A 12,655-nucleotide genomic window follows, 5' to 3' on the forward strand; every position below is an offset into this window, starting at 1 on the left:
CGATCAGTCCGTCAGCTGCGCGAGCGCGGTGGCGATGGCGTCGATGCTGCCGAACGTGGACTTCTGCAGCATCGTGTCCGGGAACTCCACGTCGAACTCGTCTTCGAGTGCGATCATGACGTTGACGCTCGCGTGCGAGGTCAGACCGTTGTCGTACAAATCCGCGTCCGTCTCGATGTCCGCCGCGGACACCGGCATCTTTCCGAACTTGTCCAGAACATCCCGAACGCGAGCAACGTCACCAGAATTGAGCGTCTCCACCCGAGTACCTCCACCGAATCTCGTTGATGTCCGAGACCGGACGGCCTCGACTTTCGACCGTGGGTAGGAAGTGGCATTGCTGTTCCAACCCAGAAGTCTCCCCAGACCCACCCAAACAATATCTTAGATTGTTTTGAAGCGTTACCAAGTCGGGGTAGTTTGCTCTCGGATTCGTTTTCCGGCTCCGTGCCACCTGGCGGAAACCTACCTGCGGTGTGGTAGATGTCGCATCTGTCGGAGTTCGATCGACGGCCACGGCCGTTGACGCAAAGTACAGTGGTCATGGGGTCGGGACCTAAAAAATTCGAAGGAAACACGTACCGATGGGTGGAGTCTGCGGCGTGGCCGTGGAGTCCGATGCCGTCCGCATCTCATATTTCCGAGACGGACGACGCATCGAGGACTCGATAGATGCCGAGGGAGCCAAGTGGCTCCTGAACGGCAAACTGGCCGACTGCGGACCATTCGACGACGTCGTCCTCACCGGTCGCGACTCGGACGCCGTCGGAACTCTGCTGGCCTCGATCGACGCCGGCGACAGCTCGACGATCCGGATGGTCGACGAGTCCGCCGCCCTTCTCGCCTACGCGCGGTCCGTCGACGAACTCGCGAACGCACGGGCGCTCCTCGTGCTCGACCTGGGGCGGTACGGCACTTCCGCGTTCACGCTCGACGTCGCCGCCGGTCAAGTCACTCGGACGTCGCGGCGCGCTGCGTTCTCCGGCGAAGTACTCGATGACATCGTCGAGCGTCTCGTCATGGCCAAGGGCATCCTTCCGCCCGCCCACGGGGGAGAGGCCGAGCGGGAGTACCGCGCGTTCTTCCGCGAATTGAAAGAGTTGATCACCGAGTCGGCCGGCGTACGGGCGCCGGGTAACGGACCCATGCTGCTCACCCGCGAAGAGTTCGAGGAAGCAATTGCCTCTTCTCTGTTGCAGACTCTCGCATGGGCGTCCCCGGAAGACCCCGACGCAGTCCTGCTCGTCGGCGGGCAAGCTCGGATTCCGCTGGTCAGAACCCTCGTCGAGCAAGAATGGGACTGCCCTCTGGTCGTCCCGGAGTCACCCGTATCGGTTTTCGTGGAGGGGGCAGCACTCGAAGCCCTCCCGGCCGAGCCGGAAGTAGACCTCGACGAGGTTCTGGAGGAGCAGTACCCGGGGTTGTTCGACGAGTCCGACGCCGCCGAGTGGAACGACGACGGCACGGACGTCCTGGAAGTCCAGACGCTCGACGACACCGAAGCACCCACCACACCCCTTCGCATCGTCGCGCCCGGGCCTGCGGAGCCTGTTCACAGCCGGGAAGCCGCCTCGCACCCCGGGCCCCGTACGCAGACCGAAACCGACAAGTCTTCGACCGAGGCAGCAGCCCCGAAGCCTCGTCGGCGTCTGCGGTGGTCCGTTCGAGACGCAACCGGAATGGCCGCCGTCGCGGCAGTCGTGGTGCTGGTGTGGGCAGTCGTCTTCGTCCGTGGTGACACGCCCCCACCTCCGGGAATCGGAATCGATCCCGTCGACAGCCCGACGAGTCAGGTTTCCGTCGCCGAAGGGGTCCCCGCCGCCGCTCCTCTCGATCCGGCTTCTCTCGATCCGGTTGCTCCCGATCCGGGTGCTCCCGACCCCGTGGTGCCCGATCCCGGAGTGCCCGATCCCGGAGTGCCCGGTGCGCTGCCGGACGGGACGGAGATCGTCGACCAGAACGAAACCGTCGACCCGGAGTTCGGGGACGAGCAGTATGCCGAAGTCGGTTTCGGGTCCGGTACCGGGCTCGACGTCGTCAACTGAGCACGCAGCGCCTCGGGCCAGAGCCGCACCGGCTCTTCGCAACCGGTAGCGTGGCGCTTCGAGGACGATCCCTTCTCGTCCGACCGTGCATTTCGAAACGAGGCAGTCGATGACCGTGTTGCTGGGGGTGTCCATGGGCGCCCATGCCGTCCGTATGGCCCTGCCCCGGAACGGCACAGCCGTCCTGCCGCCCCGCGTTCTCGAAGCTCCGCAGCAACTGTTCTTCCGCAACCAGGTGATCGACACCGTCGACGACGACGTCGAATACCTTGCTGCCGAGTCCATCAGTGCTGTCGCCGCGGAGTCCGAACCGTCGATGTCCACCGGTGTCGCCTACCGCGACGAGCATCAGGCCGACACGTTGGTACGCGCTCTCGACAATCAGCACCTGCACAACTACCGCCTGGTGCACGAGGTGGAAGCAGTCGTCGAATACCTGGTGGCCAGTGGCGAGGCAGCCGGATTCTCCTCGGTGGCGCTGTACGACCTCGGAAGTTCGGGACTGAACGTCAGTGTCGTGGACCTGGACTCTCGTCGCGTCGTCACGACACGTCGCACCACCGAGTTCAGTGGAGACCGATTCGACGAGATTCTCCGGGACAACCAACTGCAGCGGCTTCACAAGCCGCTTGATGCACCGGACATCGACCTGTTCACCCGACGCTGCCGCGTCGCGAAGGAACGCCTGTCCGGCAACGACGCCGTGTGCCTGCCGGACGAGAGCGGAATGATCCTGCTCTCACGGGACAGCTACGAGACTCTGATCACCGACGAGGTCGATCGATCCATCGAGTTCGCGCGCGACGTGCTCATCGCCGCGCACGTACCCATCGACGCCGTGGTTCTGGTCGGCGGCGGGTCTCGTATCCCGCTCGTTCGGAAGCGGGTGGGCCCGTCGCTCGATCTTCCCGCGCTCACACCCAACGAGCCGGAATCGGTCGCCGCCCGCGGCGCAGCGCTCTCGGCAAGGCCTGCGGAGGGTCAGGGTGCGAAGGGTCAGAGTGCGCAGGGACAGGGTGCGAAGGGGCACGTTGCAGCGCCCTCGCGTCCCAGTGCCTCCGGCGCGCCGAACGGTCGCCCGGTACCCGCGCGTCCTGCAGCGTTCGCCGCACCCGCCGCGCCCCGCCCGACCGACGCAACCCCGACGATCTCGATTTCCCGCGACGACCTTCCCGCCGACCTGCCGCCTCTGGTGAGCGCAGCGGCCCTGTCCGCTGCCTCGGCTCCCAGCCGTGCGACGCCCCCGCCACCGCCTTTCACGCCCCCGCCTCTCACGCCCCCGCCTCTCACGCCCCCGCCGTTCACGACACCGCCGGTACCTCCCATCGAACCGGCGCCGCCCACGGGACCGGAACCGGAAGAGCCGTCGAGTTCGGTATCCGAGCGTCCGGTGTCCGAGCGTCCGGTATCCGAGCAGCCAGCGTCCGAGCAGCCGGTGGCCCATTTCGCGTTGAAGAACGTCTACTGGCTCGATGCAGCCTACGAGGACGACGATGGCGAGGACGAGTCCGAGCGGACCCGTCGTCGAGTCCGCTCCTGGTCCGTCGTCGGGGTCGCCGCGGCAGCGGTGATTGCCCTGTCCGGGTTTCTTCTGACCAGGCCGAGCAGTGAGCCGGCTGTGGTCGACACTGCGGTGACTCAGGCGCCCAGTGCTGCGGCGACGACACCGCCGTCGGCGGCCCCGAGCACACCCGTCGCGCCGGTCGCCCCACCGCCGCCGGTCACGACCACCACGGAAGCGCCTGCGCCGACCGAGGCCACCGTCGCCCCGCAGCAGCCGCAGAGCGTCGAAACTCAGGTGACGGAGACCCAGCAAGAGCCGCCGCCTGCTCCGACGCAGCAGGTTCCCGAACCTGCGCCCGCCCCGCCGCCGCTGATTCCCGGGTTGCCGGACTTCACGTTGCCGACCATTCCGCCGCTGTTCCCGCCTGCGCCCTAGTTCAGCGGGACGGGCTGTTGCGGGGCCTGACGTGTTCGAAGATCAGAATCGTCTCCGTCGCGGCGACGGCCGGGTGCGCGCTGAGGTTGTCGACGACGAAATCGCGTAGTGCAGCGGTGTCCACCGTGGCGATCTGAACGAGGAAGTCGTCCGCTCCTGCGATGAAGTAGATGTTGAGCACCTCTTCCAGCGCCGCGATCTGGCTCCCGAACTGGCTGATTCGCTTGCGTGCATCGGCCTGCAGTCGCACCGAGATCATCGCCTGAATGCCCTGCCCCAATGCCTCGGGGTCGATCTCGGCGTGAAACCCGCGGATGACCCCGCGTTCGACGAGCGACCTCACTCGGCTGAGTGCGGTCGACGGGGCGATCCCGGCGGCCGCAGCCAGGGCGTTGTTGGGGATGCGGGCGTCACGGCGCAGTTCGTCGATCAGGATGTGGTCGATGTCGTCGAGTCGGACGTGCCGAACATCGTTCGATGGGCGACCCTTCGTGGGGCGTCCTGCGGAATTTTCCGAAGACATGATGCGACTGTACAGAATTATGTTCACATCGGTTGTGGCTTCACCGCTGATAATTCAGTGTTGGCGTACCAGCTCATCCATCCGGCATAGGAGCACGTCATGAAAATCGGAATTCCACGCGAGATCAAGAACCACGAGTACCGGGTGGCCATCACTCCGGCCGGCGTTCACGAATTGGTCTCGCGCGGACACGAAGTCATCATCGAAACCGAAGCCGGAGCAGGATCGTCGCTGCGCGACACCGACTTCAAAGCGGCGGGCGCTCAGATCTTCACTTCCGCGGACGAGGTCTGGGACGCTGCGGATCTACTGCTGAAGGTAAAAGAGCCGATCGCCGAGGAGTATCACCGGCTGCGCTCGGGCCAGGTGCTGTTCACGTACCTCCACCTCGCGGCGTCGAAGGAGTGCACGGACGCGTTGCTGGCGTCGGGAACCACGTCGATCGCCTACGAGACCGTCACCGCTCCGGACGGAACGCTGCCCCTGCTCGCGCCGATGAGCGAGGTCGCCGGTCGACTCGCACCGCAGGCCGGGGCATATCACATGATGGCCAGCGGAGGTGGGCGCGGAGTTCTGATGGGCGGAGTCCCCGGAGTGCGCCCCGCCAACGTCGTCGTGATCGGAGCCGGTGTGTCCGGCCGTAACGCAGTGGCCGTCGCTCACGGCATGCACGCCGACGTCACCGTGCTGGACCTGAACGTCAAGGCGCTCAGAGCAATCGACGACCACTACAAGGGCGCCGTGAAAACGGTGGTGTCCAACGCACTCGAGCTCGAGCACGCTGTTCTCGATGCGGACATGGTGATCGGCGCCGTGCTGGTTCCCGGCGCGAAGGCTCCGAAGCTCGTCTCCAACAGTCTGGTACAGCGCATGAAGCCGGGCTCGGTTCTCGTCGACATCGCAATCGATCAGGGAGGCTGCTTCGCGGACTCGCGTCCCACGACGCACGCCGATCCGACGTATCGTGTTCACGAATCGGTGTTCTACTGCGTCGCGAACATGCCGGGCGCCGTCCCGCGCACCTCCACCTACGCGTTGACGAACGCGACTCTGCCGTACGTGATCTCACTGGCGGACAAGGGATGGGAAGCCGCCGTAGCCCAGGATTCCGGACTGAAAGCAGGGTTGAGCACCCACGCAGGCGAACTGCTGTCCGAGACCGTCGCCGCAGCATTTGCCTGACACTCAGCGTGAATGGCGACCGGACTTCTTCGGGCCCGCCCGCTTCGGTCCGGACACTCCGCCCGGGCGAGCGAGCAGTGCGGCGATGCCCGTCGTCAACGGAACGGACAGGGCAAGGGCGACGCCACCGACGGACGACCGCACGATCTCGATCGCCACGGCGTCACCCGTCAGCACGTCCTGGATGGACCGGCCCGCCACGCTGAACAACAACAGCAACGGCAGCGCTCCACCGGCGTACGCGAGCACGAGGGTGTACACCGTGCTCGCGATGTGGTCGCGGCCGACACGCATCGCCGAGGAGAAGATCTGCCGTCGGGTGGCGGTGGCGTCGGCGGACGCGATCTCGAACGCCGCCGACGCCTGCGTGATGGTCACGTCGTTCAGCACACCGAGCGATCCGATGATGAAGCCGGCGAGCAGCAGTCCGGTGATGCTCACCTGCTGGATGTAGGCCTGGACGTCGGTGTTCTGTTCCTCCGACAGACCCGTCAGATGAGTCATTCGGATCGCGACGTAGGACAACACCGCAGCGAGTGCCATCGACGTCAATGTCCCGAGCAGCGCAGAGCTCGTGCGTAGGTTCACTCCGTGCGCCAGATACAGCACCGCGTACAGGATGATCGACCCCGCCACCAGTGCAACAGGAATCGCCGGGGCGCCGTCGAGCAACGCAGGCAACATGAAACCGACGAGAACGGCGAAGGCGATGATCAAGCCGATCAACGCACGGAAACCGCGCCACCGGGCCACGACGCAGATGACGACCGCGAAGACGCCGACGATGATCGACAGCGGCAGCCCGCGCGCGAAATCGTTGAACGAATACTGCGTCGTTCCGTTCGGATCGGTCTGCCGCACCAGTCGCACGCTCTCACCGGTACGGATGTCGGGTTGGCCTGGACCGGGCACGATCTCGATGAGAGTTCGTGTGCCCGCGTTCGGCCCGGAATCGATCGTCACGATGCTGCGCTGGCATTCGTAGCCGGCACCGATCGGTGGCGTCGGATTACCGGTGAAGACGCGTCCGGCGGAACCGCTGCCGCAGGCGCCGATGTCCTGGGACACGACCGTCCCGGCCTCGGTGTTCACGGCCCCGCCACCGGAGGTCTGGAACGGAAGCGGGATCTCGACACTCTGTTTGCTCGGCCAGAGCAGCACTGCTCCGGCAACGACAGCGAGACCGATGGCCAACAGCAGGCCGATCACTATCCGGGCGGCGACGGGTCCGAGCGGAGCCGGCTCGTTGCTGTGACCGTGACCGTGTCCGTGCCCGTGTGAATCCACGGTGCAAGGCTAGTGCGTGACGGCGCGTCGGACCCAGCGCGACGCGGGGGTCGGGAGGTTTGGGAGCTCGGTGGCGGGGAGCAGGGGGGGGCGTCCCCCGCCACCTTCCTGATCGCCCCGGGGGGGGTGGGGTACGACCAGTGCTCGGGCACACTAGGTGCCGACCGCCAATCTACAGAAACTTGTGTCCGTGTGTAGAGCAGCGGGGATGTTTTTTGCGTCACTTTTCAATCACTTTCCCTACTTTCCCGTCAGGTGACGGGGCGGGTCGAAGTGAAAAAGCGAGACAACCGCTCTACTGCTTGTACGACGCCAGGAAGTTCCCGAACCTCTCGATGGCGACGGACAGGTCGCGAGCCCACGGCAACGTCACGATGCGGAGATGGTCGTGCCCGGGCCAGTTGAAGCCGGTGCCCTGGACGACGAGGATCTTCTCCTGCAGCAACAGATCCTGCACGAGCTTCTCGTCGTCGTGGATCTCGTGCACCTCGGGGTCGAGACGCGGGAACGCATACAGCGCGCCGCGGGGCTTCACACACGAGACGCCGTCGATGGCGTTGAGTTTCTCCCACGCGACATCGCGCTGTTCGAGCAAGCGGCCACCGGGCAGGATCAGATCCTCGATGCTCTGATGGCCACCCAGCGCTACCTGAATTGCGTGCTGCGCAGGCACGTTCGGGCACAGGCGAGTCGACGCCAGCAGGTCGATGCCCTCGATGAAGCCGGCTGCGTGTTCCTTCGGACCGGTGATCGCGAGCCAACCGGAGCGGTAGCCCGCGACGCGATACGCCTTGGACAACCCGTTGTAGGTCAGGCAGAGCAGGTCGGGAGCCAGGCTCGCCAACGAGGTGTGCTCGGCATCGTCGTACAGGATCCGGTCGTAGATCTCGTCGGCCAGCAACAGCAGTTGGTACTTGCGGGCGAGGTCGACGATGCCCTTCAGGACTTCCTTCGAGTAGACCGCGCCCGTCGGGTTGTTGGGGTTGATCACCAACAGTGCGACGGTCTTCGGGGTGATCTTCGATTCGATGTCCGCGAGGTCGGGGTTCCACCCGTTCTCCTCGTCGCACAGATAGTGCACGGCCTTGCCGCCCGACAGCGTGGTCATCGCCGTCCACAGTGGGTAGTCCGGCGCCGGAATCAGCACCTCGTCCCCGTCGTCGAGCAGGGCCTGCATCGTCATGGTGATCAGCTCGGACACGCCGTTGCCCAGATAGATGTCGTCGACGTCGACCTCGGGGAAGCCTGGCTCCAGCTCGTACCGGGTGACGATGGCACGGCGAGCGGACAGGATGCCCTTCGATTCCGAGTAACCCTGGGCGTAGGGGAGCGCGGCAATCATGTCGCGAACGATCACGTCGGGCGCCTCGAAACCGAACGGCGCGGGGTTGCCGATGTTCAGCTTGAGGATGCGGTGCCCTTCCGCTTCCAGCCGCGCCGCGTGGGCGTGTACCGGCCCACGGATCTCGTACAGCACGTTCTGCAGCTTCGTGGACTGTTGCAGTGTGCGATGGCGCGTCGGGTGGATCGTCTGCGGATGGCTCACGCCCCTTATCGTGCCAGGTGAGGTTCTCTCACCGCGAGCGGATTACTTGTCGGTAATCGGTGCGACAATCGATGGCATGTGTGGACGGTATGCCAGCACCCAGAGCGACAGCGATCTCCGTGCGGTGTTCGACATCGCAGAATCGGTGGGCGAGGAGCTTCCCCCGTCCTACAACGTCGCGCCGACGCAGACCGTGCGTACGGTGCTGGAACGCATCCCCAAGGACGAGCCGGAGTCCGACGCCGTACGTCAGCTCCGGTCGGTGCGGTGGGGCCTGATTCCGTCGTGGTCCAAGGACGCCAAGATCGGCAGCCGGATGATCAACGCGCGCTCGGAGACCATCACCGAGAAGCCGTCGTTCAAGAAAGCTGCGTCGAAGCGTCGGTGCATCGTCCCTGCCGACGGTTACTACGAGTGGGAGAAGCGCGACGGAGCGAAGGTGCCGTACTTCCTGCATGCCGAAGGTGTCCTGGCCATGGCCGGTCTGTACGAGCTGTGGCGTGACCCCACGAAGGCCGACGACGACGAGGATCGCTGGGTATGGTCCGTCACCGTGCTGACGGCGCCTGCAGCCGATGCGCTCGGGCACATCCACGATCGTTCGCCGGTGGTCATCCCGGAGAACCTTCGTGACGACTGGCTCAACCCGTCCATCACGAAGTTGGAATCGGTGCAGGACATGCTGGCCACTATTCCCGAGCCCCGGTTGCTCCCCTACGAGGTAGGAACGGCAGTCAACAGTGTGCGCAACAACAGCCCCGAGCTGTTGAATCCGGTCGCTTAACGTAGCCGCCGTGCGCAGACGGCTCGCATCCTCTCGCGGGTCTCGTCGTCCACGGTCTTGCCTGCCGGTCCGTCGAGCAGAGCGCTGAGGCGGGTGAAGTAGGACTGCGCTGCTAGGCCGAAGTGGACATAGATGTCCTCGTCGCTGCCTCCGCCGTAGCCGTACCAGGATCGGCCGAATGCCAGGATTGCGTCGTCGACGCTGTTCGATGTCGTGTTGCGCACGGTTCCCCCTTAGGTCGAGACTTCATTCTGTCCAGCGCATTTATCCGGGGGATGAACGCAACGTAACGACCGCAGCTCGCACGTGGCTTGTCCGCTTGCCTACGCTGGTTCGCATGACTGCGACCTCGTTGCCCTTCGGTTCCTGGCCGTCTCCGATTTCCGCTGCGGATCTGTCCGCGAGCGGCCATCCGGTAGAGGGCGGACGCTTCGTCGGCGACGAGATCCGGTGGGCCGAGATGCGGCCGACGGAGGGTGGCAGGACGACGGTGTGTCGGCACCTGAACGGGCAAGTCGAGACCTTGATACCGGAGCCGTACAACGTGCGTACCCGTGTCCACGAATACGGGGGCGGAGCATGGACCACCGTGCCCGACGGGCGAATCGTGTTCTCCGAGTTCTCCGATCAGCGCGTCTACGTCACCCGTCCCGGCGAGACTCCGGTTCCGCTGACGCCGAAGCCCGAGACCCCGTCGTCGGTGCGCTACGGCGAACTGACGGTGGTCGGCGACGAGGTCATCGCTGTCCGTGAGGTGCACGACGGTACGGCAGTCGCCCGCGACATCTGCGCAATTCGGCTCGACGGAACGGGCGTCCGGTCTTTGGTGTCCGGATCTCACTTCCTCGCGTTCCCTCGCTTGTCTCCCGGTGGAAGCAAGTTGGCGTGGATCGCGTGGGATCACCCTCGGATGCCCTGGGATGGAACCGAGTTGCGGGTTCTCGACCTGTCCACCGGTGAGATCACCGTGGTGCTCGGAGGCAAAGAAGAGTCCGTTCTGCAGCCCGAGTGGATCGACGAGGACACCCTGTACGTCGTCAGCGACCGAACCGGCTGGTGGAACATCTACCGGGCCGACCTGACCGGTAATGCCACTGCACTGCATGTCGCGGAAGCCGATTTCGGAGCCCCACTGTGGCAGCTCGGAGCTCGGTGGTACTCGGTGTTGGACGACGGAAAGCTGCTGACCGTCCGTACTTTCGGGACGGACACCCTTGCCGTGCTCGACCCCGCGACGGGCAGCCTGCAGGACATCGATCTGCCGGGGCTCACGTCGGTGACGCTCGGCGCGCGCAACGGAACATCGGTCTTGCTCAAAGCCGGTGGCGCCCACAGCCCGAGCGGGCTGCGACTGCTCGACCTCGAATCCGGCGACACGACGCTGGTGCGTTCCGGACTCGAAACCGTCCCCGACGCCGACTACCTCCCCCACGGTGAGCCGGTCACGTTCCAGGGGCCCGAACGCGAAGTTCACGCCATCGCCTACGCGCCACGCAATCCGGACTACACCGGGCTGGACGGCGAATTGCCACCCTATGTGGCATTCGTCCACGGTGGCCCGACAGCGCACGTCGCGCCTGCGTTGAATCCGGTGTTCGCGTACTTCACCAGCCGGGGCATCGGAGTCGTCGACGTCAACTACGGCGGATCGAGCGGATACGGCCGCGAATACCGGAACAGACTGCGAGGCCAGTGGGGAATCGTCGACGTCGAGGACACCGTCGCCGCTGTCCGCGGCCTCGCCGATACAGGCCTGGCCGATCCGGCGCGTCTGGCCATCGAGGGTGGTTCGGCCGGCGGCTGGACCGTGCTCGCTGCGCTGACGTCGTCGGATGTCTTTGCCTGTGGTGCATCGTATTACGGCGTCGCCGAGCTGGAGATGTTCGTCGCCGAGACTCACGATTTCGAGTCCCGCTACATCGACGGGCTGATCGGACCGCTCCCGGAGGCGCTCGACCTGTACCGCACGCGCGCACCGGTCAACAACGTGGACGGCTTGTCGTGCCCGGTTCTGTTGCTGCAGGGTCTGGCGGATCCGATCGTTCCACCGTCGCAAGCCGAACGATTCCGGGATGCACTGGTGAAGAAGGGAATTCCACACGCCTACCTGGCCTACGAGGGTGAATCACACGGATTCCGCACACTCGAAACACAGGTGAACGCACGAGAGTCCGAACTGTCCTTCTACGGTCAGGTGCTCGGCTTCACGCCTCCCGGCATTCCTGAACTGGAGCTGTGGCGACCGTGAGCGGTGCTGGCTGGTTCGGGAGCTAGCACCCTTTTTGTGGGGTCGGCACACGTGCTCGGACCTGATTCGGCGTGTCAGGTCGGCAAAAAAGGTGCTAGCTCAGGCGAACAGCAGAGTGGGGCGCGGGGAGTTCCTGGCACGATCGGCAGCCGCACGTATCAGTCGGTCGATGTGCTCCGGTCGGTCGAGATCGGACCAGGTCAGCCGAACCACCTGCGCTCCGCCTGAACGCATCCGATCCTCGCGGACCTTCTCCTTCCAGGCTACGTCCGCCGGTGTTTCGCCCGCGGGTACCAGCCGACCGTATTTGACGAACCCGTCGAACTCGATCACGGTGAAGGTGCCGTCCAGGTAGAAGTCGACGCGGGCGAAGACGCCGTTGCCGTCGGACACTCGAACCTGAAGCCTCGGGGTGTAGCCGAGCTGGTGCAGCACCACCCGGCACCGGGATTCGCCGACGCTCTCGGACTTCCCGTTCATGAACTCCGCCACCCGACGGGCCTGACGATTGTTCGGATGGTTCGCGCATGCGTCGAGCGCCGCGACAACCTGTTCCGGAGTCAGATTTTTCGTTCTGGCAGCAAGATCGGCGATGCAGACGGCGTCTGCGAACGACAGCAATCGCGCCACGTCGGCAATGGTGCGAGGTAAGGCGGTCACCCGAACGCCATCGACGACGGCCACGTCAGAGGTGGAGTACGACGCTCCGTGCACGATGCGATAACCGTTGCGTCGGCCGCCGCCGGCTCTGTTCCGCGTGATGTGCACGTGCCGTAGGTCCGACGCGTTCACATCGAGACCGTGGAAGACCGCAGCCGTCGTATGGCTGAGTATCGCATCGTCAGCAGTAGCGGCGTCGAATACTGCTTCAGCGATGACGCGGTGTTTCTCGGCGGGCACGAGCGCATCGAATTCGCTTCGGCTGACGAATCTTCCAGGCCGAAGTCGTCGCCAGGCCTTTGTACGGCAGAAGCGCTGCAATTCAGCGTCGGACACTCCGCGTGTCAAAGCGTCGGACCTGGAAACGATTCGAGTCATGAGCGAATCGTGGCAAGCGCTCCGAGGCGGAACAAGAGCCGTTTCCGAAATGTGGACAAAGAC

The 12,655-nt window shown here is 65.0% G+C and carries 11 protein-coding genes; 5 read left to right on the forward strand and 6 right to left on the reverse strand.

Annotated elements, in window-relative coordinates:
- Positions 1-3: 3 nt before the first annotated feature.
- Complete coding sequence (locus ACFULT_RS04885; protein WP_037104332.1) at positions 4-261, reverse strand: acyl carrier protein; 258 nt, start codon at positions 259-261, stop codon at positions 4-6.
- A 323-nt stretch (positions 262-584) separates the two neighbouring features.
- Between ACFULT_RS04885 and ACFULT_RS04890 the strand changes: the two genes are divergently transcribed.
- Both ACFULT_RS04890 and ACFULT_RS04895 read left to right on the forward strand, forming a co-directional pair.
- Positions 585-2,045, forward strand: a complete 1,461-nt coding sequence (locus ACFULT_RS04890) for a hypothetical protein (RefSeq protein ID WP_378480803.1) — start codon at positions 585-587, stop codon at positions 2,043-2,045.
- Positions 2,046-2,154: 109 nt separating this feature from the next.
- Positions 2,155-3,984, forward strand: a complete 1,830-nt coding sequence (locus tag ACFULT_RS04895; protein ID WP_378480804.1) for an Hsp70 family protein — start codon at positions 2,155-2,157, stop codon at positions 3,982-3,984.
- A gap of 1 nt (position 3,985) precedes the next feature.
- Here ACFULT_RS04895 and ACFULT_RS04900 read toward each other — a convergent pair whose 3' ends face one another.
- Complete coding sequence (locus ACFULT_RS04900; RefSeq protein WP_037104341.1) at positions 3,986-4,507, reverse strand: Lrp/AsnC family transcriptional regulator; 522 nt, start codon at positions 4,505-4,507, stop codon at positions 3,986-3,988.
- A 99-nt stretch (positions 4,508-4,606) separates the two neighbouring features.
- Between ACFULT_RS04900 and ald the strand changes: the two genes are divergently transcribed.
- Positions 4,607-5,689, forward strand: a complete 1,083-nt coding sequence (gene ald / locus ACFULT_RS04905; protein WP_378480805.1) for an alanine dehydrogenase — start codon at positions 4,607-4,609, stop codon at positions 5,687-5,689.
- 3 nt (positions 5,690-5,692) lie between these two features.
- On the opposite strand, the gene ACFULT_RS04910 is transcribed toward ald, so the two are convergent.
- Both ACFULT_RS04910 and ACFULT_RS04915 read right to left on the reverse strand, forming a co-directional pair.
- Positions 5,693-6,976 carry a YibE/F family protein gene (locus ACFULT_RS04910; RefSeq protein WP_378480806.1) on the reverse strand — a complete coding sequence of 428 codons (1,284 nt, stop codon included), beginning with the start codon at positions 6,974-6,976 and terminating at the stop codon, positions 5,693-5,695.
- A 295-nt stretch (positions 6,977-7,271) separates the two neighbouring features.
- Positions 7,272-8,522 (reverse strand): pyridoxal phosphate-dependent aminotransferase, encoded by a 1,251-nt coding sequence (locus ACFULT_RS04915; RefSeq protein ID WP_037104350.1) that lies wholly within the window; start codon positions 8,520-8,522, stop codon positions 7,272-7,274.
- Positions 8,523-8,598: 76 nt separating this feature from the next.
- On the opposite strand from ACFULT_RS04915, the gene ACFULT_RS04920 reads away from it, so the two are divergent.
- On the forward strand, positions 8,599-9,306 hold the full coding sequence (locus ACFULT_RS04920) for an SOS response-associated peptidase (RefSeq protein ID WP_378480807.1): 708 nt from the start codon (positions 8,599-8,601) through the stop codon (positions 9,304-9,306).
- Here the strand turns inward: ACFULT_RS04920 and ACFULT_RS04925 are convergent.
- On the reverse strand, positions 9,303-9,530 hold the full coding sequence (locus ACFULT_RS04925) for a DUF3263 domain-containing protein (protein ID WP_037104356.1): 228 nt from the start codon (positions 9,528-9,530) through the stop codon (positions 9,303-9,305). The genes ACFULT_RS04920 and ACFULT_RS04925 overlap by 4 nt on opposite strands.
- A 113-nt stretch (positions 9,531-9,643) precedes the next feature.
- Here ACFULT_RS04925 and ACFULT_RS04930 point away from each other — a divergent pair, with 113 nt between their 5' ends.
- Positions 9,644-11,554, forward strand: a complete 1,911-nt coding sequence (locus ACFULT_RS04930; RefSeq protein WP_378480808.1) for a prolyl oligopeptidase family serine peptidase — start codon at positions 9,644-9,646, stop codon at positions 11,552-11,554.
- 99 nt (positions 11,555-11,653) lie between these two features.
- Here ACFULT_RS04930 and ACFULT_RS04935 read toward each other — a convergent pair whose 3' ends face one another.
- Positions 11,654-12,454, reverse strand: coding sequence for a hypothetical protein (locus tag ACFULT_RS04935; protein ID WP_378480809.1), 801 nt, complete (start codon positions 12,452-12,454; stop codon positions 11,654-11,656).
- Positions 12,455-12,655: the final 201 nt, after the last annotated feature.

This window comes from Rhodococcus sp. NPDC057297, assembly GCF_042667435.1.
Lineage (GTDB): Bacteria > Actinomycetota > Actinomycetes > Mycobacteriales > Mycobacteriaceae > Rhodococcoides.